This is a genomic window from Pantoea deleyi (assembly GCF_022647325.1).
Taxonomy (GTDB): Bacteria; Pseudomonadota; Gammaproteobacteria; order Enterobacterales; family Enterobacteriaceae; genus Pantoea; species Pantoea deleyi.
The window spans coordinates 3,337,192-3,362,384 of sequence record NZ_CP071405.1 but is presented as its reverse complement, the minus strand read 5'-3'; the positions used below and the strand labels follow the sequence as shown (position 1 = coordinate 3,362,384).

23 protein-coding genes are annotated in these 25,193 nt (G+C 61.0%); 10 read left to right on the top strand and 13 right to left on the bottom strand.

Annotation, left to right across the window (positions count from 1 at the left end):
• Positions 1–68: 68 nt before the first annotated feature.
• From J1C59_RS15885 to yjjG, 3 genes are read left to right on the top strand one after another with little or no spacing between them, the layout of a single operon-like run.
• A complete protein-coding gene (locus J1C59_RS15885) occupies positions 69–479 on the top strand; it encodes a DNA polymerase III subunit psi (RefSeq protein WP_128085974.1) in 411 nt (136 codons plus the stop codon).
• Positions 451–891: a ribosomal protein S18-alanine N-acetyltransferase gene (rimI, locus tag J1C59_RS15880; protein ID WP_128085973.1), complete on the top strand. Its 441-nt coding sequence runs from the start codon at positions 451–453 to the stop codon at positions 889–891. Before J1C59_RS15885 ends, rimI begins: the two co-directional genes overlap by 29 nt.
• An 18-nt stretch (positions 892–909) precedes the next feature.
• Positions 910–1,590 (top strand): pyrimidine 5'-nucleotidase, encoded by a 681-nt coding sequence (gene yjjG, locus J1C59_RS15875; RefSeq protein WP_128085972.1) that lies wholly within the window; start codon positions 910–912, stop codon positions 1,588–1,590.
• 86 nt (positions 1,591–1,676) lie between these two features.
• Here yjjG and J1C59_RS15870 read toward each other — a convergent pair whose 3' ends face one another.
• Entirely contained in the window at positions 1,677–2,327 is a 651-nt protein-coding gene (locus tag J1C59_RS15870; protein WP_128085971.1) for a YtjB family periplasmic protein, read from the bottom strand.
• 107 nt (positions 2,328–2,434) lie between these two features.
• Between J1C59_RS15870 and serB the strand changes: the two genes are divergently transcribed.
• From serB to nadR, 3 genes are all read left to right on the top strand, one after another.
• A complete protein-coding gene (serB, locus tag J1C59_RS15865; RefSeq protein WP_128085970.1) occupies positions 2,435–3,412 on the top strand; it encodes a phosphoserine phosphatase in 978 nt (325 codons plus the stop codon).
• Positions 3,413–3,425: 13 nt separating this feature from the next.
• Complete coding sequence (gene radA, locus J1C59_RS15860) at positions 3,426–4,808, top strand: DNA repair protein RadA (protein ID WP_128085969.1); 1,383 nt, start codon at positions 3,426–3,428, stop codon at positions 4,806–4,808.
• 75 nt (positions 4,809–4,883) lie between these two features.
• Positions 4,884–6,125: a multifunctional transcriptional regulator/nicotinamide-nucleotide adenylyltransferase/ribosylnicotinamide kinase NadR gene (nadR, locus tag J1C59_RS15855; protein WP_128085968.1), complete on the top strand. Its 1,242-nt coding sequence runs from the start codon at positions 4,884–4,886 to the stop codon at positions 6,123–6,125.
• 45 nt (positions 6,126–6,170) lie between these two features.
• Here nadR and J1C59_RS15850 read toward each other — a convergent pair whose 3' ends face one another.
• Positions 6,171–7,172 (bottom strand): zinc-binding alcohol dehydrogenase family protein, encoded by a 1,002-nt coding sequence (locus J1C59_RS15850; RefSeq protein WP_128085967.1) that lies wholly within the window; start codon positions 7,170–7,172, stop codon positions 6,171–6,173.
• Between the two features lie 201 nt (positions 7,173–7,373).
• Between J1C59_RS15850 and J1C59_RS15845 the strand changes: the two genes are divergently transcribed.
• Positions 7,374–8,270, top strand: a complete 897-nt coding sequence (locus tag J1C59_RS15845) for a LysR family transcriptional regulator (protein WP_128085966.1) — start codon at positions 7,374–7,376, stop codon at positions 8,268–8,270.
• On the opposite strand, the gene J1C59_RS15840 is transcribed toward J1C59_RS15845, so the two are convergent.
• From J1C59_RS15840 to deoR, 4 genes are all read right to left on the bottom strand, one after another.
• Complete coding sequence (locus J1C59_RS15840) at positions 8,251–8,853, bottom strand: putative adenosine monophosphate-protein transferase Fic (RefSeq protein ID WP_128085965.1); 603 nt, start codon at positions 8,851–8,853, stop codon at positions 8,251–8,253. The genes J1C59_RS15845 and J1C59_RS15840 overlap by 20 nt on opposite strands.
• 12 nt (positions 8,854–8,865) lie before the next feature.
• A complete protein-coding gene (locus tag J1C59_RS15835) occupies positions 8,866–9,030 on the bottom strand; it encodes a YhfG family protein (protein WP_128085964.1) in 165 nt (54 codons plus the stop codon).
• 70 nt (positions 9,031–9,100) lie between these two features.
• A complete protein-coding gene (gene ettA / locus J1C59_RS15830; protein ID WP_128085963.1) occupies positions 9,101–10,768 on the bottom strand; it encodes an energy-dependent translational throttle protein EttA in 1,668 nt (555 codons plus the stop codon).
• Between the two features lie 178 nt (positions 10,769–10,946).
• The gene (gene deoR, locus J1C59_RS15825) at positions 10,947–11,711 is read right to left on the bottom strand and encodes a DNA-binding transcriptional repressor DeoR (RefSeq protein ID WP_128085975.1); all 765 of its coding nucleotides are present in this window, start codon (positions 11,709–11,711) and stop codon (positions 10,947–10,949) included.
• A gap of 391 nt (positions 11,712–12,102) precedes the next feature.
• On the opposite strand from deoR, the gene rbsK reads away from it, so the two are divergent.
• The 3 genes from rbsK to J1C59_RS15810 are packed head-to-tail and all read left to right on the top strand — an operon-like array spanning position 12,103 to position 15,365.
• The gene (gene rbsK / locus J1C59_RS15820; protein WP_128085962.1) at positions 12,103–13,020 is read left to right on the top strand and encodes a ribokinase; all 918 of its coding nucleotides are present in this window, start codon (positions 12,103–12,105) and stop codon (positions 13,018–13,020) included.
• Positions 13,021–13,029: 9 nt separating this feature from the next.
• Complete coding sequence (fucP, locus tag J1C59_RS15815) at positions 13,030–14,355, top strand: L-fucose:H+ symporter permease (RefSeq protein WP_128085961.1); 1,326 nt, start codon at positions 13,030–13,032, stop codon at positions 14,353–14,355.
• The gene (locus J1C59_RS15810) at positions 14,352–15,365 is read left to right on the top strand and encodes an aldose 1-epimerase family protein (protein WP_128085960.1); all 1,014 of its coding nucleotides are present in this window, start codon (positions 14,352–14,354) and stop codon (positions 15,363–15,365) included. Before fucP ends, J1C59_RS15810 begins: the two co-directional genes overlap by 4 nt.
• A gap of 7 nt (positions 15,366–15,372) precedes the next feature.
• Here J1C59_RS15810 and urtE read toward each other — a convergent pair whose 3' ends face one another.
• The 7 genes from urtE to uca all read right to left on the bottom strand — a co-directional run bounded on the left by urtE (position 15,373) and on the right by uca (position 25,193).
• A complete protein-coding gene (gene urtE, locus J1C59_RS15805) occupies positions 15,373–16,071 on the bottom strand; it encodes an urea ABC transporter ATP-binding subunit UrtE (protein ID WP_128085959.1) in 699 nt (232 codons plus the stop codon).
• A gap of 1 nt (position 16,072) precedes the next feature.
• Positions 16,073–16,864: an urea ABC transporter ATP-binding protein UrtD gene (gene urtD / locus J1C59_RS15800; protein WP_128085958.1), complete on the bottom strand. Its 792-nt coding sequence runs from the start codon at positions 16,862–16,864 to the stop codon at positions 16,073–16,075.
• On the bottom strand, positions 16,861–17,934 hold the full coding sequence (urtC, locus tag J1C59_RS15795; RefSeq protein WP_111141516.1) for an urea ABC transporter permease subunit UrtC: 1,074 nt from the start codon (positions 17,932–17,934) through the stop codon (positions 16,861–16,863). Before urtC ends, urtD begins: the two co-directional genes overlap by 4 nt.
• Entirely contained in the window at positions 17,934–19,499 is a 1,566-nt protein-coding gene (gene urtB, locus J1C59_RS15790) for an urea ABC transporter permease subunit UrtB (protein ID WP_140917034.1), read from the bottom strand. Before urtB ends, urtC begins: the two co-directional genes overlap by 1 nt.
• Before the next feature lie 76 nt (positions 19,500–19,575).
• Positions 19,576–20,844, bottom strand: coding sequence for an urea ABC transporter substrate-binding protein (gene urtA / locus J1C59_RS15785; RefSeq protein ID WP_111141526.1), 1,269 nt, complete (start codon positions 20,842–20,844; stop codon positions 19,576–19,578).
• 27 nt (positions 20,845–20,871) lie between these two features.
• On the bottom strand, positions 20,872–21,567 hold the full coding sequence (locus tag J1C59_RS15780; protein ID WP_128086875.1) for a GntR family transcriptional regulator: 696 nt from the start codon (positions 21,565–21,567) through the stop codon (positions 20,872–20,874).
• Complete coding sequence (gene uca, locus J1C59_RS15775; protein ID WP_140917033.1) at positions 21,564–25,193, bottom strand: urea carboxylase; 3,630 nt, start codon at positions 25,191–25,193, stop codon at positions 21,564–21,566. The genes J1C59_RS15780 and uca overlap by 4 nt, the downstream gene beginning before the upstream one ends.

The following is a 25,193-nucleotide window of genomic DNA, read 5'->3' as shown; positions in this document are numbered from 1 at the left end:
TTTGTTGGCGCATGTTCGATGGGTTTGCTAGCATAGCGTCGCAATCAGGCAGCAGAACAGGTAACACCATGACGTCCAGGCGCGACTGGCTTTTACAGCAAATGGGAATTACGCAGTATCAACTGCGCCGCCCGCGCGTGCTTCAGGGCGAAATTGCCGTCACGCTGGCCCCGGACACGCAGCTAATTATTGTCGCGGAGGCGCCCCCCGGTCTGGATGAGCCGCTGATGCGCGACGTGCTGCATGCGCTTCATCTGCAGCCTGCTCAGGTGATGACCGTTACGCCGGATCAGCTGCAGATGCTGCCGGAAACGCTGAACTGTGCGGGCTGGCTGCTGGGTGTTGAGAGCGAACAGACCTTCAATGGCGTGGCACTGAGCAGCGCCTCTTTTAATGAACTGATCAGCAGCGGCGTCGCCCGACGCGCGCTCTGGCAACAGATGTGTAACTATGACAGCCATCTCTTTCCTCACCCCTGACGATCTGGCGGAAGCCTTTGCGATCGAGTGCCGCAGCCACGCGTTTCCCTGGCGTGAACAGACCTTTGCCAGCAATCAGGGCGAGCGCTTCCTCAATCTGCGACTCGACGTCGGCGACAAAATGGCCGCCTTCGCTATTACCCAGGTCGTCCTCGACGAAGCCTCCCTGTTCAATATTGCGGTCGATCCCGCCTTTCAGCGTCGGGGATTAGGCCGTCAGCTGTTGCAGCATCTGATCGAGGCGTTGATCAAACGCGATGTGCTGACGCTGTGGCTGGAAGTGCGGGCCTCAAACCTGCCCGCAATCGCGCTCTATGAGCAGCTTGGCTTCAATCAGGTCAGTCGTCGCCCTGACTACTATCCCACTGCCAGCGGCCGTGAAGATGCCATCCTTATGGCGCTGACGCTGTAGCCGCATAAAGGAGCTTTCATGTCAGAACACTGGGATTGCATCCTGTTTGATGCAGACGATACCCTTTTTCATTTCGACGCCTTCGCCGGGCTGCAGCGCCTGTTCGCGGGTTACGATGTGCAGTTTACCGACCAGGACTACAGCGACTACCAGGCGATAAACAAACCGCTCTGGGTCGATTACCAGAACGGCACGATTTCGGCGCTACAGCTGCAGACGCAGCGGTTTAACCACTGGAGCGAAAAGCTCAGCGTCGCCCCGGAGATCCTCAACAGCGGCTTCCTCAGCGCAATGGGGGAGATCTGCACGCCGCTGCCGGGCGCGGTCAGCCTGATGAACCACCTGCACGGGCGGGTGAAGATGGGCATCATCACCAACGGCTTCACCGCCCTGCAGCAGACCCGCCTGGAGCGTACCGGCTTCCGCGATTACTTCTCGGCGCTGGTGATCTCTGAGCAGGTCGGCGTGCCTAAACCGGCGGCAGCGATTTTTGATTATGCGCTGGAACAGCTGGGCAATCCGGATCGTCAGCGGGTACTGATGGTCGGTGATACGCCGGAATCGGACATTCTGGGCGGCATGAACGCCGGTCTGAAGACCTGCTGGCTGGATCACGGCACCCGGCCGCTGCCGGAACAGATCAAACCGACCTGGCAGATCAAATCGCTGGCCGAACTGGAAGCGCTGCTGGTCGGCTGATCGACGCCGCACTCCGCGATCGCCTGCCGATCAAAAAGGCCCGCATAGCGGGCCTTTTCGTTTATCGCGATCCTGACGCCAGCGCGCTACGCTTTCTTCTCTTCATCGTCATCACGATCCTCTTGCACCGGCGTGCTGGCGGTCAGCAGAAACGGCGACTGCTGCCAGCGGGTGCGGCGATGGCGCAGCAGGGTGCGGGAGAGGATAATGCCGATGGCCAGTGCCAGCAGCATCATCAGGCGCAGAATATTGGTGGTGTTATCGACCTGATGTGAGTCGGTGACCAGCACATGGGTGTCGAGCGTTACGCGCAGAAAGCCGAGCGGGCCATCGCTGCCGTCCAGCGGCTGCACAATCTGATGGTTGAAATAGCTGCCCGCCCGCTGCCCGTCGAGCGCCAGCCGGTCGCGGACGTTGATATTCTCGCCGCTGTGCGCCACCAGGCTGCCGTCGCCGTCATAGACCGACGCATCCAGAATACGGCTGTTTGCCGTCATCTGGTTCAGGATCGCTTCGATCTGATTGCGGTTATTTTCGCTGTTATCCATCAACGGCTTAAGGCTGAACGCCACCTGACTGGTGAGGGTATGCGCCAGCTCCTCGACCTGTTCAGACCGCGCCATCTGATGACCCAGACTGAACCAGGATGCGCCCTGCATCAGGACGACCAGCAGCGCCATCGAGATGAGCACGATCACGGTTCGATGCAAGCGAAATTTCAGTGCGGTTTTAGCCATTAATCATCCGGGTCATGTCACAACAGAAAGCCTGGAGATTATGTTGCCAGAAGCGGCGCAGACAAGGTAGCCTCTTGCGTGGTTTTGTTGTCCCTACAGGAGCTGTGATGCCAAATCGTTTAACCTGGTGCGATCTTCCCGCCGACGTCTCTCTCTGGCCGGGTTTGCCCCTTTCTCTTAGCGGTGATGAAGTGATGCCGCTGGATTATCGCGCTGGCCGCACCGGCTGGCTGCTGTATGGCCGCGGGCTGGATAAGCAGCGTCTGACCGATTATCAGCATCAGCTGGGTGCCGCGATGGTGATCGTCAGCGCCTGGAACGTCGATGAGTATCAGGTGATTCGCCTGGCGGGATCGCTGACGCCGTTTGCCACCCGGCTGGCGCACGACGCCGGACTGGACGTGGCGCCGCTGGGTAAAATCCCGTGGCTGAAAGCGCCGGGCCTGCTGGTGATGGATATGGATTCGACCGCGATTCAGATCGAATGCATCGACGAGATCGCAAAACTGGCGGGCTGCGGCGAACAGGTGGCGGACGTGACGGAGCGCGCGATGCGCGGCGAACTCGACTTCGCTGCCAGCCTGCGCGAGCGCGTGGCGGCCCTGCAGGGCTCAGACGCCAATATCCTGATGCAGGTGCGTGATGCCCTGCCGCTGATGCCAGGCCTGACGACGCTGACGCAGAAACTGCAGGCGCTGGGCTGGCAGGTCGCCATCGCGTCCGGCGGCTTTACCTACTACGCCGAATACCTGCGTGACAGGCTGCATCTGTCGGCGGTGGCGGCCAATGAGCTTGAGATTCGCGACGGCAAGCTCACCGGCAAGGTGCTGGGACCGATTGTCGACGCACAATACAAAGCCGATACCCTGAAGAAGCTGGCGCAGCGTTTTAACATCGCGCCGGAGCAGACGGTGGCGATCGGCGATGGAGCCAATGACCTGCCGATGATCAAAGCCGCCGCGCTGGGCATTGCGTTCCATGCTAAACCTAAGGTGAATGAACAGACTGCGGTCACCATTCGCCATGCCGATCTTATGGGGGTGTTCTGCATCCTGACCGGCAGCCTGATCCACGAAGAGCGTTAACTGAGGTATTGATTTGGCCAAAGCGGCAAAACGCGCATTTGTCTGTAACGAATGTGGCGCAGATTACCCACGCTGGCAGGGGCAATGCAGCGCCTGTCACGCCTGGAACACCATCACCGAGGTGCGCATCGCCGCCTCGCCTGCGGCTGCGCGTAACGAGCGCCTGAGCGGTTACGCCGGCAGCGCCGGCACCAGCCGGGTGCAGAAACTCTCTGAAATCAGCCTGGAGGCGCTGCCGCGTTTCTCCTCCACCTTCAAAGAGTTTGACCGGGTGCTGGGCGGCGGCGTCGTGCCGGGCAGCGCGATCCTGATCGGCGGCAACCCTGGCGCCGGGAAATCGACGCTGCTGCTGCAGGTGATGTGCCGGCTGTCGGAGGGGATGAAAACCCTCTACGTGACCGGTGAAGAGTCGCTGCAACAGGTCGCGATGCGCGCCCATCGTCTGGGATTGCCCACCGAAAATGTGAATATGCTGTCGGAAACCAGCATTGAGCAGATCTGCCTGATCGCCGAGCAGGAGCAGCCGCAACTGATGGTGATCGACTCGATCCAGGTGATGCATATGGCGGAGATCCAGTCGTCACCCGGCAGCGTCGCCCAGGTGCGCGAAACCGCCGCCTATCTGACGCGCTTTGCCAAAACGCGCGGCGTCGCGATCATTATGGTCGGCCACGTCACCAAAGATGGTTCGCTGGCGGGGCCGAAAGTGCTGGAGCACTGCATCGACTGTTCGGTGCTGCTGGATGGCGATGCCGATTCCCGCTTCCGCACGCTGCGCAGCCACAAAAACCGCTTCGGCGCGGTCAATGAACTGGGCGTGTTTGCCATGACCGAGCAGGGCATGCGCGAAGTCAGCAACCCCTCAGCGATCTTTCTGTCGCGCGGCGAAGAGGTGACTTCCGGCAGCTCCGTGATGGTGCTGTGGGAGGGAACGCGGCCGCTGCTGGTGGAGATTCAGGCGCTGGTCGATCACTCGATGATGGGCAATCCGCGCCGTGTGGCGGTCGGGCTGGAGCAGAACCGTCTGGCGATTCTGCTGGCCGTGCTGCATCGACACGGTGGACTGCAGATGGCGGACCAGGATGTGTTCGTCAACGTCGTCGGCGGCGTGAAGGTCACCGAAACCGGTGCGGACCTGGCGCTGATGCTGTCGATGGTATCGAGTCTGCGCGACCGTCCGCTGCCGCAGGATCTGGTGATCTTCGGCGAAGTCGGCCTGGCCGGTGAAATCCGTCCGGTGCCCAGCGGCCAGGAACGCATCTCCGAAGCGGCGAAGCACGGCTTCAGACGCGCGATTGTGCCCGCCGGCAACGCACCGAAAAAACCGATTGCCGGGATGCAGGTGTTCAGCGTGAAGAAGCTGGCCGATGCGCTGGCCATTCTGGACGAACTGTAACGCGCCTGCGGCCTGTCAGCCGGAGTGCAGGGCAGGCCGGACGCACCTTAACCGCATTGATGCAGGAGGCACGACATGTCGTCGTTTGAATATCTGAAAACGGCCATCCGCCAGCAGGGTCACACGCTGCAACAGGTCGCTGATGCCAGCGGCATGACGAAAGGCTATCTGAGCCAGTTGCTCAATGCCAAAATTAAAAGCCCCAGCGCTCAGAAGCTGGAGGCGCTGCACCGCTTTCTGGGCCTGGAGTTTCCGCGCCGGGACAAACGGATAGGGGTGATATTCGGTAAGTTCTATCCGCTGCACACCGGCCATATCTATCTGATCCAGCGCGCCTGCAGCCAGGTGGATGAGCTGCATATCATCATGGGCTACGACGAGCCGCGCGACCGTGAACTGTTTGAGAACAGCGCGATGTCCCAGCAGCCGACGGTCAGCGATCGCCTGCGCTGGCTGCTGCAGACCTTTAAGTATCAGAAAAATATCCGCATCCACGCTTTCGACGAAGAGGGCATTGAGCCTTATCCGCACGGCTGGGATGTCTGGAGCAGGGGCGTCAGTGCGTTCCTCAGCGAACAGGGGATTACGGCGGACTGTATCTACACCAGCGAAGCGCCCGATGCCGAGATGTATCAGCAGCATCTGGGGATTCAGACCGTGCTGGTCGATCCCAGCCGATCCTTTATGAGCATCAGCGGCGCGCAGATCCGTCAGGATCCGTTCCGCTTCTGGGACTACATTCCCACCGAAGTAAAACCGTTCTTTGTCCGCACCGTGGCGATCCTCGGCGGAGAATCCAGCGGCAAATCGACGCTGGTCAACAAACTCGCCAACATCTTCAATACCACCAGCGCCTGGGAGTATGGCCGCGACTACGTCTTCTCCCATCTGGGCGGCGACGAGATGGCGCTGCAATATTCCGATTACGACAAGATCGCGCTGGGGCAGGCGCAGTACATCGATTTCGCCGTAAAATATGCCAATAAAGTGGCGTTTATCGACACCGATTTCGTGACCACGCAGGCGTTCTGTCTGAAGTATGAGGGGCGTGAACATCCCTTTGTGCAGGCGCTGATCGACGAATATCGTTTTGATCTGGTGATCCTGCTGGAAAACAACGTGCCCTGGGTTGCCGATGGATTGCGCAGTCTGGGCAGTTCGGTGGATCGTCGGGAGTTTCAGTCGATGCTGGTGACGATGCTGCGGGAAAATAACATCGATTTTCTGCACGTTCAGGAAGATGATTATGACACCCGCTTCCTGCGCTGCATTGAGCTGGTGAAGGCGATGCTGGGCGAGAAAAACGCCCAGCCGTAACGCCTGCGGTGATCCGGTCTGCCGTCTGGCAGCCGGATCGGGACATTAATAGACCATCACCACTTTACCGCGCATGTGGCCTTCCAGCACCCGCTGATGAGCGGCTTTCAGCGTCTCTACGCTCAGGCCGTGCAGCGTCTCGCTCAGCGTCGTCTGCAGTTTCCCCTCATCCAGCAGCGCCGACACCGCATCCAGAATCTCGCCCTGGCGCGCCATATCCGGCGTGTTGAACATGCTGCGGGTATACATCAGCTCGAAGTGCAGCGCGGCGCTCTTCAGTTTCAGCTGATCCATCGACAGCGGATGTTCGTTTTCGACGATGGTGCAGATATGGCCCTGCGGGGCGATCAGTTTAGCCATGGTTTCCCAGTGACCGTCGGTGTCATTCAGGCAGAAGATGTAATCAACCTGCTTAATCCCCTGTTTCTCCAGCTCGCCGACCATATCTTTGTAGTTGATCACCCGATCGGCTCCGCGATCGCGGCACCACTGCGCGGAATCTTCACGCGAGGCGGTCGCGATGATCTGCACCTTGCTGCGTAGCTTCGCCAGCGGGATCGCCAGCGATCCGACGCCGCCCGCGCCGCCGACGATCAGCAGCGTCTGATCGGCCGTGGCGTGCTCCAGGTTCAGTCGCTCAAACAATCCTTCCCAGGCGGTCAGGGCGGTCAGCGGGATCGCTGCCGACTGCGCCCAGTCCAGGCTCTCCGGCTTGTGGCCGGTGATACGTGAATCCACCAGCTGCTCGGTGCTGTTGCTGCCCGGACGGGTCAGGTCGCCGGCATAGAAGACTTCGTCGCCAGGCTTAAAGTTGCTGACTTTGCTGCCGACTTCCAGCACCACGCCGCTGGCGTCCCAGCCGAGAATGCGCGGCTGCTCAAGGCCATTTTTCATCGCCCCTTTATGTACTTTGGTGTCGACCGGGTTGACCGACGCCGCTTTCACTTCGACACGCAGGTCATACTCACCGGGCGTCAGGGATTCAGGGAAAATCTCAGTGAAGTTTTCAGGACTTTCCGGATTAACTGCGATAGCGCGAATAGACATAGCATTTTCCTGTTTAATCAGGCTCTCAGCCTGGAACGTGTCTCTGCCATGCTGACCGTGGCGCGGCAACCCGCTGTCGGGCTGCGCCACGCTTCACATGGCCGAATGGCGAATCTTTCAGAACCGGCTTTAAGTGTAGAACCAGGATTTAGCGGTGATAAGATGGACAATCTTTCATAGAGTGTTCGTCTGAGGTGAACAATGGCCTTTCGGCAGTGGCAGGATATGGCGCTTTTCGCGCTGGTGGCGGAGTGCGGCAGCTTTACCGGCGCGGCGGAACGGGCCGGTCTGCCGAAATCGAGCGTCAGCCAGCGCATCAGCCAGCTGGAGCAGCGGCTGGGGATCCGGCTGCTGAACCGCACCACCCGCCAGCTCAATCTGACCTTTGCCGGTGAGCGCTATCTGCTGCACTGCCAGGAGATGATGCAGGCCAGTGAACGCGCCGATCAGGCGATTGCCAGCCTGCGTGACAACCCCAGTGGCCGCCTGCGTATCACCAGTCCGGCGGGCATCGGCGCCACGCTGCTGGCGCGCTGCAACGCGGCATTTCTGCGCCTTTATCCTGATGTGACGCTGGATGTGTCGATATCGGATGAGATGCGTGACCTGGTGCAGGAGGGGTTTGATGTGGCGCTGCGCACGGGTCAGCCGCAGGAGTCCTCGCTGATTGGCCGCCGGATAGGCAACTGCCCGCGACGGCTGGTTGCTTCGCAGCACTATCTCGACCAGCATCCTCCGCTGCTCCATCCCCAGCAGCTGTCGGCCCATCGCTGTATTGCGCACCGCGCCTGGAATGAATGGGTGCTGCAGCGTGACGAAGAGTTCTATCGCTGGCTGCTGCCGCCAGGCCACCTCACGGACAATCTGCTCTACGCGCGCGAATCGGCGCTGGGCGATGCGGGCATCACGCTGCTGCCGCACTTCCTGATCGACGGGCCGATGGCCGATCCCCGGCTGGTGCCGGTGTTACCGGAATGGGAGGTCGAAGGCAATGAGCTGTGGCTGGTCTATCCGGGCCGCAAACTGCAGTCGCCTGCGCTGGCGCGCTTTATTGAGTTTGCGCTGCAGTCTCCGGTATTCAGGGCGTTTTATCGCTGAGCGGCTGGATATGGCGGAGAAATAAAGCTGCCATTTTTTCAGGGCCGGATTGATAACCGGCAATATTAGCGGCTAACCAGTCGCTGGCGCTCAGACCTTCCCAGCTGACCTGATAGCCTGCATGCAGAATAATATGTTCAAACAGGATGCGCAGTGCACGGCCATTACCTTCGCGAAAGGGATGCAGAATATTTAACTCGCAATAGTACCAGGCAACCTGATAACAGAAAGCCGCATGATCAGGCTGGGAGAAGAGTTTCTCATGCGCCATTTTCGTAAATAAACGGTCTGCTTCCCGCGCAATAAAAGCGGGCTGGCAAAATCGCGTCTGGCCTTTGCTGATGGAGATATCGCGTATTTTTCCTGCCCAGCTGTAAAGTTCGTTAAACAGGCAATAATGAATATGGCACAAGGTCCGGAGGGAAAAGGGAGGATGTGAAAGCGTAATCGTATGAATAGTCAGTGCGGTGACATCACGTTCAGCCTGATCAAGCAGGATCTGATCGCGGATATTATAACGATTGATCAGCACATCTGAATCGGGGTAACAGTAGTGATCCCGCCAGACCTGATAACGATTCACCTTCGCCACCTGTTACTGTTTATAGCGGCGTCGGATCTCTTCCAGCGTTAATAATTTACTGTCAGCAGAGATATAGATTCCCTCAAGGCGCGAACTGGCGGCAAAGTTAGCCACTTTCGTCGCCTCAAAAATCGCTTCTGCTTTTTTCGATGTTGATGCCCTGGCTGTTTTTTTCATCAGATTCAGACCTCTGTAGCGAACAGAATGAAAAGCGGAAGAGGGAGACCGGAGCCTCCCTCTGACACGCTTACTTCGTCATACGCTTGTACTTGATGCGCTTCGGCTCCAGCGCGTCTGCGCCGAGGGTACGCTTCTTGTACTCTTCATATTCGGTAAAGTTACCTTCGAAGAATTCAATTTTACCCTCATCCTGATAATCCAGAATGTGAGTCGCGATACGGTCCAGGAACCAGCGGTCATGCGAGATCACCATGGCACAGCCCGGGAACTCCAGCAGGGCGTTTTCCAGCGCGCGCAGGGTTTCGATGTCCAGGTCGTTGGTTGGCTCATCGAGAAGCAGCATGTTGCCGCCTACCTGCAGCAGTTTCGCCAGGTGCAGACGACCGCGTTCACCGCCCGACAGTTCACCGACGCGCTTACCCTGATCGACGCCTTTGAAGTTGAAGCGGCCGACATAGGCGCGGCTTGGCATCTCGGTGTTACCGATACGCATGATGTCCTGACCGCCGGAAACCTCTTCCCATACGGTTTTGGCGTTATCCATGCTGTCACGGAACTGATCGACGGAGGCCAGCTTCACGGTTTCACCCAGCACGATGCTGCCGGAATCAGGCTGTTCCTGACCGGACATCATACGGAACAGCGTCGATTTACCCGCGCCGTTCGGACCGATGATCCCGACAATCGCACCCTTCGGCACGGAGAAGGAGAGGTCATCAATCAGCACACGATCGCCGTACGATTTACGCAGGTTGCTGACTTCCAGCACTTTGTCACCCAGACGGGCACCTGGCGGAATGAACAGTTCGTTGGTTTCGTTACGCTTCTGGTAGTCCGTGTTGTTCAGCTCTTCGAAGCGTGCCAGACGGGCTTTGCCTTTAGACTGACGGCCTTTGGTCCCCTGACGCACCCACTCCAGCTCTTTCTCGATCGACTTACGGCGAGCGGCTTCGGTAGAGGCTTCCTGTGCCAGACGCGCATCTTTCTGCTCCAGCCAGGAGGAGTAGTTGCCTTCCCACGGAATGCCTTCGCCGCGGTCCAGCTCCAGAATCCAGCCCGCCACGTTATCCAGGAAGTAACGGTCGTGCGTAATCGCCACGACGGTGCCTTCGAAGTCATGCAGGAAGCGCTCCAGCCAGGCGACAGACTCGGCGTCCAGGTGGTTGGTCGGTTCGTCCAGCAGCAGCATGTCTGGTTTTTCCAGCAGCAGGCGGCAGAGGGCAACGCGGCGGCGTTCACCACCGGACAGGTTCGCGATTTTCGCGTCCCAGTCTGGCAGACGCAGCGCATCGGCCGCACGTTCCAGCTGCGTATTCAGGTTGTGACCGTCGTGCGCCTGGATAATCTCTTCCAGACGACCCTGTTCAGCGGCCAGCTTGTCGAAGTCTGCATCCTCTTCGGCGTACAGGGCGTAGACTTCGTCGAGGCGTTTCAGGGCGCCAACCACTTCGGACATCGCCTCTTCCACCGACTCACGCACGGTGTGTTCAAGGTTCAGCTGCGGCTCCTGCGGCAGGTAGCCAATCTTGATGCCGGGCTGTGGACGCGCTTCCCCTTCGATATCTTTATCGATGCCGGCCATGATGCGCAGCAGGGTAGATTTACCCGCACCGTTCAGACCGAGGACGCCGATTTTTGCGCCTGGGAAGAAGCTGAGCGAGATGTTTTTCAGGATATGACGCTTCGGCGGAACCACTTTGCCGACGCGATGCATGCTATAGACGAATTGAGCCACGTTGGTTTGAGCCTCTGGGTCTGTTGGTCGTTGGAATGATGTCGAAGTTTAGCCTTTTTCACCGTCTAATCCCAGCCGGGGGGCGGCGAATATTACCCCGCGAAGGGAATGGCGGACGGCGCAGAGCGTCAGCGTCTGATTTCATCACCGCCTGGCGGACAGGCGGCAGAGGCGGGGATCAGGGCAGGCGCAGCGGTATCGCCTGCTGCGTCAGCCAGTGTTGCAATGCCTGATCGGGCGCGCTGTCGCTGACCAGCAGATCAAAACGCTGCAGCTCGGCGATACGGGCGGGCAGCACCTTGCCATATTTGCTGCTGTCAGCCACCAGCACCGACTTCCGGGCGCGCAGCATGGCGTGATGCTTCATCATCAGCTCATTGGTGTTGTAGCAGGTCGCGCCCTGATCTTTGTCGATGCCTGCGGCAGAGATAAAGGCCAGCGTCGGACAGAGATCATCCAGGATGGTGTGCACGCCAATCGGCGTAAACAGGGCATTGTCAGCGTGAAATTCACCGCCGCTGAGGATCACGTTGCAGGCCGGTTTCTCTTTCAGCGTCAGAAAGGTGTTCATGGCGCAGCAGATGGCGGTAAACGCGAGGGTATCGGGGATCGCATCCACGATGTAGGGCAGGGTGGTGCCGCAGTCAAAAAAGACCGTATCGTTCTCCACGATCAGGCTCGCCGCAGCCTGGGCCAGCCGCTGTTTTCGGGCGGCATTCTGCCCATGCTGATCGCTGACAAAATAGTGGCTGGCGTGACTTTTCGGATCGCTGACGATATAGCCGCCCAGCAGAACGATACTGGAAGCCGGTTCGGTTAAGTCGCGCCGCACCGTCATCTCTGAGACGCCCAGCAGCTGAGCCGCATCTTTCAGATGCAGTTTATCGGTGCGTTTCAGCGCCTGCGTCAGCTTGTGAATGCGTTCGTCGCGCCGGGTTTCCATGGTCATCTCTCTGTTACCTATCCTGCAGTGCGGAACAAGGACGCCGTAACCGGCGTTATATCGCGACAAACCTCACAGATTTGAATGAGTTGCGTCTCATCCGCCAGGCTGGCAATCAATCTTACCCGCAATCCGTAAGGGCCGCAAACCTGCGCTGCGCGGTCAGCGTCGTGTCACACCACGACCGCATACAGGCGGGGAGATAAGTCTCGCCCGCATGGACGGTGATGTTATCTTGTTATAATAGTAACACTCCCTTGCCCGTTTATCGCCGAAAGGTCGGGTCGCCTGCCGCTTCAGGATGTGGTTTTTGTCACATATTTAACCTTTAAGAAAGGTTATTGTTAATTTATTAACATTTAAGCTGGCAACACATCCGGGAGAAACCGTTATGACAATCGCGGTGATCGGCTCAAACATGGTCGATCTGATTACTTATACCAACAGCCTGCCGAAAGCGGGCGAAACCCTCGAAGCCCCCGACTTTGCCATCGGCTGCGGCGGCAAAGGCGCAAATCAGGCGGTTGCGGCGGCGAAAATGGGCGGCCGCGTGATGATGGTCAGCAAGGTCGGTGACGATCTCTTCGCGCCCAGCACTGTGGCGAATCTGCAACAGCAGGGGGTCGACACGCGCTTTGTGACCACCGCCTCAGGAACCTCCAGCGGCGTGGCGCCCATTTTTGTTGATGACCAGTCGCAGAACCGCATTCTGATTATCAAAGGCGCCAACCAGCAACTGAAGCCGGCAGATATCGACGACGCGGCAGAAGCCCTGAAAGCCTGCACGCTGATTATCCTGCAGCTCGAGATCCCGCTGGAAACGGTCTACTACGCCATCGATTTTGCCCGCCAGCATGAGATTCGGGTGATCCTCAATCCGGCTCCGGCCGTCGCGACGCTGGACATCGACTATGCCTGCAAATGTGACTTCTTCATGCCCAATGAAACCGAGCTGGAGATCCTGACCGGCCTGCCGGTCAGCAGCGATGAAGAGGTGATGCGTGCCGGTCAGTCGCTGCTGAAGCGTGGACTCAAAAATCTGATTATCACCCTGGGCAGCCGGGGATCGGTCTGGATGAGCGGCGATCGGGTACATCGTGTGGCCGCCACGCCGGTTCAGGCGGTGGACACCAGCGGCGCGGGCGATGCCTTTATCGGCTGCTTTGCGGTTCTGCTGACCGAAACCGGCGATGTGGCCGCGGCCATGACGCAGGCGTCTGCCTATGCTGCCTGCAGCGTCACCGGGCGTGGCACCCAGCGTGCTTACCCTGACACAGCGGCTTTCCAGCGTTTTCTCAACCGTAACTGAGGTTCTGCTATGCAACAGAAAATAGTTCAGCAATCTGATGGCTATCTGAATAAAACGCCGCTGTTTCAGTTCATCCTGCTGTCATGCCTCTTTCCGCTATGGGGCTGTGCGGCGAGTCTCAACGATATTCTGATCACCCAGTTTAAAAGCGTCTTTGCCCTCAGCGACTTCGCCAGTGCGCTGGTGCAGAGCGCCTTCTATGGCGGCTATTTTCTGATTGCGATCCCGGCCTCGCTGGTGATCCGCAAGACCAGCTACAAGATGGCGATTATGATCGGCCTGGCGCTCTACATTGCAGGCTGCATCGCCTTTTATCCGGCGTCGCACATGGCGACCTACACCATGTTCCTGGCGGCGATTTTTGCCATCGCCATTGGCCTGAGCTTTCTGGAAACCGCGGCCAATACCTACAGTTCGATGATTGGTCATCGTGATCACGCCACGCTGCGGCTCAACGTCAGCCAGACCTTCTATCCGGTTGGTGCGCTGATGGGGATTGTGCTGGGCAAATATCTGGTGTTTCAGGATGGCGGCAGCCTGGAGAGCCAGATGGCGGGCATGACGGCGGAGCAGGTACATGCGTTCCGGCTGACCATGCTGGAACACACGCTGGAGCCGTACAAGTATCTGGTAATGGTGCTGGTGGTCGTGATGCTGCTGTTTATGTTCACCCGCTATCCGCACTGCAAGCCGGACAGCCACGCGAAATCGCGCCCGTCACTGGGTGAGACCTTCCGCTATCTGGCCAGCAATCGCCACTTTAAACGCGGGATCGTGACCCAGTTTCTCTATGTTGGCATGCAGGTGGCGGTCTGGTCATTTACGATTCGTCTGGCGCTGACGCTGGGCGCGGCCAATGAACGTCACGCCTCTAACTTTATGATCTACAGCTTCATCTGCTTCTTTATCGGCAAGTTCGTGGCGAATTTCCTGATGACCCGTTTCCGGGCCGAGAAGGTGCTGATTGCCTATTCCGTGCTGGGCGTGCTGACGCTGGCCTATGTGATGCTGGTGCCGGACTTCACCGCCGTGTACGCCGCCGTGTTTGTCAGCGTGCTGTTTGGCCCCTGCTGGGCCACCATTTACGCAGGCACGCTGGCGACGGTAGACAACAGATATACCGAGGTCGCGGGTGCGTTTATCGTGATGGCGATTGTGGGCGCCGCCTTCGTTCCGGCGCTGCAGGGGCTGGTCTCTGACTCCCTGGGATCGATGCAGCTGGCGTTTGGCGTGTCGCTGCTCTGCTTCGCCTGGGTCGGCTTCTATTTCTATGGCGAGCTGCGTCATAAAAAGCAGCCGGTTGCAGGCGGGCGTCTGGTGGAGGAGTTGCCATGAAAACCCGTTTACCCCTGACGCGTGACCAGTTTCAACCCACGCCGTCGACGCTACTGGAGAGCGAGGCGTTCCGGGTCGAGCTGTTTCGCTATCCGTCAGGTATTGAGGCGGTGCGCCTCCATAACCGTCGCGGCAGCGTAACCGTGCTGCCGTTTCTCGGGCAGATGATCTGGGAGGTCGCGTTCGACGGGCATAACCTGACGATGGGCCACAGTTTCAGGCAGCCGCTGCCAGCCCGTTCGATCATCGATACCTATGGCTGTTTTGCGTTTCACTCGGGATTGCTGGCGAACGGCTGTCCTGCGCCAGAGGACGATCATCCGCTGCACGGCGAGATGGCCTGCGCCCGCATGGACAGCGCCTGGCTGGTGCTGGAGGAGCAGACGCTGTCGCTGGAAGGGGAGTATGACTATGTTAAAGGCTTTGGTCATCACTATCTGGCAGCACCGGCCGTTCGTCTTCAGGCCGATCGCCCGCGGCTGACGATCGACATGACGGTCACCAATCTGGCCGGTGCGCCGATGCCGTTGCAGTACATGTGTCACATCAACAGCGCGTGGATCGATCAGGGGCGCTTCAGGCAGTCGATCCCCGATCGGGCCTTTCAGCTGCGCCAGTCGATCCCGGCGCATCTGCGGCCAACGCCTGCCTGGCGCGACTACACGGATCGGCTGGCGCGCGATCCGCTGGCCCTGCAGCAGCTTGATCAGCCGCAGCTCTGCGATCCGGAGATCGTCTTTTTCGCGGACGATCTGCCGCAGTATGGCGATGAGGTGCAGTTTGAGCTGCATGCGCCACAGGGCTACGCGCTGATGACGCGCTTCTCCACCGCGCAGTTCCCGCACGCCACCCGCTGGCTGCTGCATAATCCCGATCAGCAGGTGGCGGCCTATATTCTGCCCGCCACCTGCCGGCCGGAAGGCTTTCTGGCGGCACAGCAGGCAGGTACGCTGATCACCCTGAAACCGGGCGAACAGCGCCACTTCTCCGTCGAAACGGGTCTGCTCTGATCGCCGGTTAAATCGCCACGAGGCCGCGCACACCCTCTGCTTCCATGGTGTCGCCGCGGCCACGCTGCACGATCTCCCCGCGCGACATCACCAGATAGCTGTCCGCCAGCTCGGCGGCGAAATCGTAAAACTGCTCGACCAGCAGGATCGCCATATCCCCGCGCTGCGCCAGCTGGCGGATCACTGCGCCGATCTCTTTGATCACGGAGGGCTGGATCCCCTCTGTGGGTTCATCCAGGATCAGCAGCTGAGGACGACAGGCCAGCGCCCGGCCGATCGCCAGTTGCTGTTGCTGACCGCCCGAAAGATCGCCGCCGCGACGTGACTTCATCGCCAGCAGCACCGGAAAGAGCTGATAGATCTCCTCCGGCACCTCGCGCGCCTGCGCCGCCGGAAAACGGGAGAGCCCCATCAGCAGATTCTCCTCCACCGTCAGATGCGGAAAAATTTCGCGGCCCTGTGGCACATAGGCGATGCCCGCCTGCACGCGCTGATGAGGTTTACGGCCAGTGATCCGCTGCTGCTGCCAGTAGATATCCCCTGACTTCGCCGGGATCAGCCCCATCAGGCACCTGAGCAGCGTGGTTTTCCCCACGCCGTTGCGTCCCAGCAGGCAGGTGATCTCACCAATTTTTACCTCAAACGACAGGCCGCGCAGAATATGACTGCCGCCATAATATTGATTCAGTTCAGTAACCTGTAACATCTCAGCGCCCCAGATAAACGTCGATAACCTGCTCGTTGGCCTGCACCTCGCGCAACGACCCTTCTGCCAGCACCTGACCCTGATGCAGCACCGTGACATGGTCGGCGATGGTCTCCACAAAACCCATGTCATGCTCCACCACCATCAGCGAGTGTTTGCCCGCCAGGCTGCGGAACAGCTCGGCGGTGTAGTCCGTCTCGGCGTCGGTCATGCCCGCCGCAGGCTCATCCAGCAGCAGCAGATGCGGCTCCTGCACCAGCAGCATCCCGATCTCCAGAAACTGCTTCTGGCCGTGCGACAGCAGGCCCGCCCGGCGCTGGCGTTCAGCGCCCAGCCGCAGCAGTTTCAGCACTTCATCAATGCGATCACGCTGTTCGCTGTTGAGGCGGGCGCGCAGGCTGGCCCAGACCGATTTATCGGTTTTAAGCGCGATCTCCAGATTCTCAGTGACCGTTAACGCCTCAAACACCGTGGGCTTCTGAAACTTGCGGCCGATACCGGCGCGGGCGATCTCCACCGGCGAAAGACGGGTCAGATCGCTGTTCTGGTCATAGATCACCCGGCCCGAATCGGGTCGGGTTTTGCCGGTAATCACATCCATCAGCGTGGTTTTGCCCGCGCCGTTGGGGCCGATCACGCAGCGGAGTTCACCGATGCCGATCTGCAGCGACAGATCGGTGAGCGCGCGAAAGCCCTCGAACGAGACGTTGATCTTCTCCAGCTGCAGCACCGGATCGCGCTGCAGCCGATGACGATCCGCCCGCTGGGGCTGGGTAAACAGGGCATCACTCATGGTTTCCTCCGGCGCAGCAGGCCAATGACGCCAGAGGGCAGAAACAGCGTCACCAGAATGAACATCAGACCCAGAAAGAACAGCCAGTACTCCGGGAAGGCCACGGTGAAGATGCTGCGTGCGCCGTTGACAATCGCCGCCCCCAGCAGCGGGCCAATCAGCGTGCCGCGTCCGCCCAGCGCCACCCAGATGGCGGCTTCGATCGAGTTAGCCGGTGACATTTCTCCCGGATTGATAATGCCGACCTGCGGCACATAAAGCGCCCCGGCCAGGCCGCACAGCACAGCGGAGAGCGTCCAGACAAACAGCTTAAAGCCGCGCGGATCGTATCCGCAGAACATCAGGCGATTCTCCGCATCCCGCACCGCGGTCAGCACCCGGCCAAACTTGCTGCGCGCCAGGGCAAAGCCGATCGCCAGGCTCAGCAGCAGCAGCAGCACCGTGGCAACGAACAGCCCGATACGGGTGCCCGTCGCCGTGACGGAAAAGCCGAGCAGGGTGGTAAAGCCGGTAAACCCGTTGTTGCCGCCAAACCCGGTTTCGTTGCGGAAGAACAGCAGCATACCGGCGTAGGTCAGCGCCTGGGTGATGATGGAGAAGTAGACGCCTTTGATTTTTGAGCGAAAAGCGAAGAAGCCAAACAGCCAGGCCAGCAGGCCCGGCACCAGCATGCTCAGGCAGAGCGCCCAGGCGAAGTACTGGGTGCCGGTCCAGAACCAGGGCAGCTCATGCCAGGAGAGAAAGGACATAAAGGCGGGTAAACCCTCACCCGCGGCCTGGCGCATCAGGTACATGCCCATGGCATAGCCGCCCAGGGCGAAAAACAGGCCGTGCCCCAGCGACAGCAGACCGGCGTATCCCCACACCAGATCCAGCGCCACCGCGACCACCGCATAGCAGAGGATTTTGCCGACCAGCGTCAGGGTATAGGTCGAGAGGGCCAGCGGATGCGTGGCGGGCAGCAGCGCCAGAAACGGCATCAGCAGCAGCGCCAGCGCGACCAGCAGGCCGAGGCTGAGTGTCAGGCGCGGCGCGGTACGCGCCACGCGAAGCGTCATGGGTTGCGTCATCAGTCAGTCACCCTTCCTTTAACCGCAAACAGGCCCTGCGGGCGTTTCTGAATAAACAGCACGATGATCATCAGAATCAGGATCTTGCCCAGCACGGCGCCCATCTGCGGCTCCAGCACTTTGTTGAGAATGCCCAGGCTGAACGCCGCGACCACGGTGCCCGCCAGCTGGCCAACGCCACCCAGCACCACCACCAGAAACGAGTCGATGATGTAGCCCTGGCCCAGCTCCGGCCCGACATTGCCGAGCTGGGACAGCGCCACGCCACCCAGCCCGGCGATACCGGAGCCGAGGCCAAACGCCAGCATATCGACGCGGCCGGTCGGTACGCCGCAGCACTCCGCCATCGCACGGTTCTGGGTTACGGCCCGGACGTTCATGCCCAGGCGGGTGCGGTTCAGCAGCAGCCAGGTGAGCGCCAGCACAAACACCACAAACAGGATCACCGCGATACGGTTCCACGGCAGCACCAGGTTAGGCAGCAGCGTCAGGCCGCCCGAGAGCCACGCCGGATTCGCCACCTCCAGGTTCTGTGCGCCGAACAGTACCCGGACCAGCTGGATCAGCATCAGGCTGATCCCCCAGGTGGCGAGCAGTGTCTCCAGCGGACGGCCATAGAGATGGCGGATCACCGTGCGCTCCAGCGCCATGCCGATGGCGGCGGTGACCAGAAAGGCGACCGGCAGCGCCAGCAGCGGATACCAGGCTAAATAGTGCGGCGCGAACTGCTGAAACAGACCCTGCACCCACCAGGTGGCATACGCGCCGAGCATCAGCATTTCACCGTGCGCCATGTTAATCACCCCAAGCAGACCGTAGGTGATCGCCAGGCCCAGCGCGGCCAGCAGCAGAATCGACCCGAGCGACAGGCCGCTGAAGGCCTGCCCCAGCAGATCGCCCCACATCAGCCGCTTCTGAATCTGTTGCAGGCTCTGCGCCGCCGCCGCCCGCACCGTGGGATCCGGCTCGTTCGCGGCCTGAGTCAGACGCTGCAGGCTGGCCTGAGTATTGGGATCGCCGGACTCACCCAGCTGCTGAACCGCCCGCAGACGCACCATCGGCTCGCGATCGGCCAGCTGCAGATTCGCCAGCGCCAGCGCTAACGCGGCGTGGACCCGACTGTCCGGCTCGGCGGCCAGCCGCTGTTCCAGCAGGGGGAGCTGGTCCGCCATCCCCTCATTTTGCAACTGCCGGGCCGCGCGCAGGCGCAGAGCGACATCCGGGCTGACCAGCTGGTGGGCGGCCAGCGCAGTGTTGACCAGTACCCGCAGCCGGTTGTTCATAAACAGTTTTTTCAGGCTGCCGGCAGGCTGCGCCACCGTGTCCAGCGGCTGCAGCGTCGCACCCTGCTGGCTGAACGGCTGCCTGTTCTGGTCGGTAACCACGGTTTCGGCATGCAGCGCCTCCAGCAGCGGCAGGCGCTGACTGTCGGGCGCCGCGGCCCACTGCTGCAGCAGTGCCGCCTGCTGGCTGCGGCTGGCGGCCGCAAAGTCCGCAGCCGGTCCGGCGCTGGCCATCAGCGGCATCAGCAGCAGCAGGCTGAGAAAGCAGCGACATAGATTCATAAAGAGAGCCTCGTCAGGGAGAGCATCGCGGCCGCGTCACAGCAGGTGACGCGGCCGGGTTATCCGCCGCGCACCATTACTGCGCGGTCTTGACCGGGTGATCGGGCTTTTTGTCGTTACCGGCGATATAGGGGCTCCACGGCTGCGCGCGAACCGGCTGATCGGTCTGCCATACCACGCTGAACTGGCCGTTCTCTTCCACCTCGCCAATCATGACCGGCTTATGCAGATGGTGGTTGGTCTGATCCATCGTCAGGGTAAAGCCATCCGGGGCCTTAAAGGTCTGGCCGGCCATGGCCGCCCGCACTTTGTCGACGTCCGTGGTGCCCGCTTTTTCCACCGCCTGCGCCCACATATGGATCCCTACATAGGTTGCCTCCATCGGATCGTTGGTGACGACGGTGGCGGCGTTCGGCAGGTTGTGCGCTTTGGCGTAAGCGCGGTAATCGGCGACGAATCTGGCATTAACCGGATTATCAATCGACTCGAAATAGTTCCAGGCCGCTAACTGGCCCACCAGCGGTCGGGTGTCGATGCCGCGCAACTCCTCTTCGCCCACCGAGAAGGCGACGACCGGAATGTCAGTGGCCTTGATTCCCTGGTTGGCCAGCTCTTTGTAGAACGGCACGTTGGAGTCGCCATTGATGGTGGAGACCACGGCCGTTTTGCCGCCCGCCGCAAACTTTTTAATGTCCGCGACGATGGTCTGATAATCGCTGTAACCGAAAGGCGTATAGACCTCTTTGATATCGCTGTCCGCCACGCCTTTGCTGTGCAGGAAGGCGCGCAGGATCTTGTTGGTGGTACGCGGATAGACGTAGTCGGTGCCCAGCAGGAAGAAGCGTTTCGCGCTGCCGCCATCTTCGCTCATCAGGTACTCCACGGCCGGGATCGCCTGCTGATTCGGCGCGGCACCGGTGTAGAAGACGTTGGGCGACATCTCTTCCCCTTCATACTGCACCGGGTAGAAGAGCAGGCCGTTCAGCTCTTCAAACACCGGCAGCACCGACTTACGTGAAACCGAGGTCCAGCAGCCAAACACCACGGCCGCCTTATCCTGCGTCAGCAGCTGGCGCGCTTTTTCGGCAAACAGCGGCCAGTTGGAGGCGGGATCCACCACCACCGGCTCCAGCTTTTTCCCCAGCACGCCCCCTCTGGCGTTGATCTCATCGATCGTCATCAGCGCCACATCTTTCAGCGGCGTTTCAGAAATCGCCATGGTGCCGGAGAGGGAATGCATGATCCCCACTTTGATGGTATCCGCAGCCTGGGCACTCCAGGTGAAACCCAGACTGACAACGGTGGCGGAGAGCGCAAAAGCCTTGATCAACGAACGTCTTTTCATCATCTGAACCCCTGAGTGGTAGTGGTATTATTCGGTGAGCTGAAGCCGGGCCTGCTGGAGGCGGTGCAGCGTGATCTTGCGGACTTCCGCCTTACTGACGGCGATGTGATCGGTCAGGATCTGTTGTGCCGTGGCACGCTGCTGCTGAAAAATTGCCTGTAAAATCTGCGCATGTTCCTGATAGGTGGCGCAGATGCGATCGTCGCGGGTGAAGTCGAGGCGACGGATGATGCGGATCTTCTCCGTGAGTTCGGCGTGAATGCGCGCCATCTCCGGATTACCGGCGGCGGCGACCAGCGTCATGTGAAACGCCTCATCATGCTGCGATACCACCAGTCCGTCGGTGAGCGCCTCCGACTCACACCAGAACTGGTTGAGTGCTTCGAGTAGCGCGGCGCACTGCGGCGCGGGCAGGGCGCAGAGGCGTTTTACCGCCTCGCACTCCAGCACGGTGCGCAGATCATAGAGCGATTCGAACCAGGCGAAATCAAAGGTCTTAATCTGCCAGCCGCTGCGAAACCAGACGTCCACAAAGCCTTCACGCTCCAGCCGGAACAGCGCCTGGCGCACCGGGGTGCGGCTGACCGCCATGCGCGCGGCGATTTCGCTTTCGCTGAAGCGATCGCCCGGCATCAGGCGAAAGGCAAAAATATCGGCCTTCAGGGCCTGATAGACCCGTTCGGCCAGCGCTTCGGGGCGCGCTTTCGGAGGATGTGCTCTCATTCTGCCTCCGGTTCAAGCCATAACAGGGTGTCGCCGGGCGTGACCGGCCGCCCCGCCTGACAAAGGATCCGCGTCACGCGGCCCGCCTGAGGTGCGACAATCGCCAGCTCCATCTTCATCGCCTCCACGATGATCAGCGTCTGACCGGCGCTGACCGCCTCGCCCGGCTGCACCAGCACTTTCCAGATGTTGCCATTGAGGTCAGCCTGCACGGCCAGGCCGCTGTGATCCTCGTCACTGACGCCGGTGGCGGCCTCCTGCACAGGCGGGGCGTTCTCCTCTTCCCGCGCCCAGTGCTGCACTTCCTGTTCAAAGGCAGCAGCCTGACGCTGGCGAAAGGCGGCGATCTCAGCGGCGTGATCGGCAAGGAACTGCTGATGAGCGGCGAAATCAAACTCGGTCTCTTCAATACGCAGGCTGGCGCGGCCTTCACGGAAATCTTCGCGCAGCCGATTCAGTTCGCTCTCACTTACCGGATAGAAGCGCACCTGGTCGAAGAAGCGCAGCAGCCATGGCGCATCGGCCGCGAACTGCGGATTTTTCAGGAAGGTGTTCCAGATCGGCAGCGTGCGGCCCACCAGCTGATAGCCGCCGGGCGAATCCATGCCGTAGATGCACATATACATGCCGCCGATACCGACGGTGCCTTCGGCGGTAAAGGTGCGCGCCGGACTGTATTTGGAACTCAGCAGGCGATGACGCGGATCGATCGGCACCGCGCAGGGGGCGCCTAGATAGACGTCGCCCAGTCCCAGCACCAGATAGCTAGCGTCGAACAGGGTATCGCGCACCGCTTCGCGGCTGCTCAGGCCGTTAATGCGCTGAATGAAATCGACGTTATTCGGCAGCCAGGGGGCCGTGGCGCGCACCGTCTCCTGATAGCGGCTGACGGCGCCCAGCGTGGCGCTGTCTTCAAACGCCATCGGCATCCACACGACGCGCGACGGCACTTTAAGGGTGCTGACATCGCCCAGCGTGGCCTCCAGCGTCAGCAGCAGCGACATCAGCCGCGCCTGGCTGATAACCAGGCTGTCGTAGCGCACCTGCAGCGACCGCACACCCGGCGACAGCTCCTCAATGCCCGGTTCAGCCTCTGCTTTCAGCGCATTCATCAGCAGATGCACGCGCAGGCGCAGCGCCAGATCCAGTACGTTATCGCCATACTCAATCAGCACATATTTGTCGCCCGCCTGGCGGTAGACCACGGCCGGTGTGCTGCCTGTCGCGTCCCGCGCGGCCAGGATCGTCGCGGAGCCGTGGGCAGTTTCGGCCAGCGACGGCACGGCAAACGCTGGCGGATGCTCCGGCCGCAGGGTTTCGATCAGATGCGTCTGCGCTTTTTCCCGCGCCAGCGCATCGTCTGCGGAAATCGGGTGGAAGCGGATGGTGTCGCCAGGTTTGACCTGACCCACCTTCCACAGCTCCGCTCTGGCGATGGTCACCGGACAGACAAAGCCGCCCAGACTGGGGCCGTCATGCGTCAGGATCACCGGAAAGTCGCCGGTAAAGTTGACCGCGCCGATGGCATATTCGCAGTCGTGTACGTTTGAGGGATGCAGGCCCGCTTCACCGCCGTTGGCACGGGTCCAGGTGGGTTTCGGGCCGACCAGCCGCACGCCGAGGCGGTTGGAGTTGTAGTGCACCTGCCAGTCACTGGCAAAGAACTCATCAATCGCGGCCTGGGTGAAGAAGTCCGGCGCGCCGTGCGGCCCGTAGAGGACGCCGATACGCCATTCGCTGCCGTAGTGCGGGATCAGCGCCGCGTCGAGCGGCTGCGGTGCGCTGATCGGGGCAGGGGTGGTGCAGGCCGCCTGTTCAGGCCGGGAGATCGGCAGCATATCGGCCACACGCAGGGTGCGCCCGGCGTGACCGCCGAACTGGCCCAGCGAGAAGGTGCTGCGGCTGCCGAGATAGACCGGTACGTCGAAGCCGTTGCGCACCGCCAGATAGCTGCGGCAGCCCTCTCGGGCGCGGCCCAGCGCCAGCGTCTGTCCCGCTTTTACCGTCAGCGGCTGCCAGTAGCTCACCGGCTCGCCATCCAGCGTGGCGTCACACGCCGCGCCGGTCAGCGCCAGCGTGGCATCGCAGTGGAAGCGCAGGGTCGGCCCCTGCAGCGTAAACTCCAGGCCCGCTGCCGATGCATGGTTCCCGACGATGCGGTTAGCCAGCCGGAAGGCGAAATCGTCCATCGGGCCGGAAGGCGGCACGCCGATGTCCCAGTAGCCGAGGCGGCCGGGATAGTCCTGAACCGAACTGAAGGTGCCGGGCTGCAGCACCTCCACCACCGGGGCGGCGGGCACCACGCTGTCGAGATAGCGGGTCCAGACGCTGCCGCTGCGAAACGTGTCGCTGGTGGTGATCTGCCGCAGGTAATCCAGGTTGGTGGCGATGCCGTGCAGCTGGGTGGCATCCAGCGCCTGCTGCAGTTTTTCCAGGGCCGCATCGCGGCTGTCGGCGTGCACAATCAGCTTGGCGATCATCGGATCGTAGAAGCTGGAAACCTCGCTGCCGGTTTCGACACCCGTGTCGACCCGCACGCCCTCGGGAAAGACCACGCCCGTTAAGAGGCCTGGGCTGGGCTGAAAGTTTTTCAGGGGATCTTCGGCATAGAGACGGACTTCAATCGCCGCCCCCTGCGGCGCCTGCTGCAGACGCGCCCAGTCCACCGCATCGCCCGCCGCCACCTGTAACATGCACGCCACCAGGTCCAGCCCGGTGACGCACTCCGTAACCGGATGTTCCACCTGCAGGCGGGTGTTGACCTCCAGGAAGTAGAATGTCTGCTGGCTGACGTCGTAGATATACTCCACGGTGCCCGCGCTGCGGTAGTTTACCAGCTCACCGAGCCGCACCGCCGACGCGAGCAGGGCCTCGCGCGTGGCGGGCGACAGGCCCGGCGCAGGCGTCTCCTCCACCACCTTCTGATTACGGCGCTGCAGCGAGCAGTCGCGTTCGCCCAGCGCCACCACGGTGCCGTTGCCGTCGCCAAAAATCTGGACTTCGATGTGACGGGCGCGATCGATACAGCGCTCCAGAAACACCCCGGCATCACTGAAGAACTGCTTGCCGAGGCGGCGCACGCTCTCCCAGGCGCTGGCCAGAGCCTGCGCATCGGCGCAGCGTGTCAGGCCAATACCGCCGCCGCCCGCGGTGCTTTTCAGCATCACCGGATAGCCAATCTCATCGGCGGCCTGCAGCGCCGCCTCAAGCGACGCCAGCAGCGGCGTGCCCGGTGTCATCGGCACGCCCGCACGGGCCGCCAGTTCGCGCGCGCGGTGCTTCAGTCCGAACTCGCCAATCTGCTGCGCGGTCGGGCCGACAAAGGCGATGCCTGCCGCTTCGCAGGCTTCGGCAAACGGCTGGCTTTCGGAGAGAAAACCGTAGCCAGGCCAGATCGCCTGCGCGCCGCTCTGCTGCGCCGCCGCCAGAATTTTGTCGATGCGCAGATAGCTGTCGCTGGCTTTGTCGCCGCCCAGGGCGATAGCCACATCCGCCTGCCTGACGTGCCGGGCGTTGCGGTCGGCGTCAGAGTAGACCGCGACGCTTTTCACGCCGAGGCGCTTCAGGGTGCGGATGGCGCGACAGGCAATCTCGCCGCGGTTGGCAATCAGTACGGTGGTGAACAT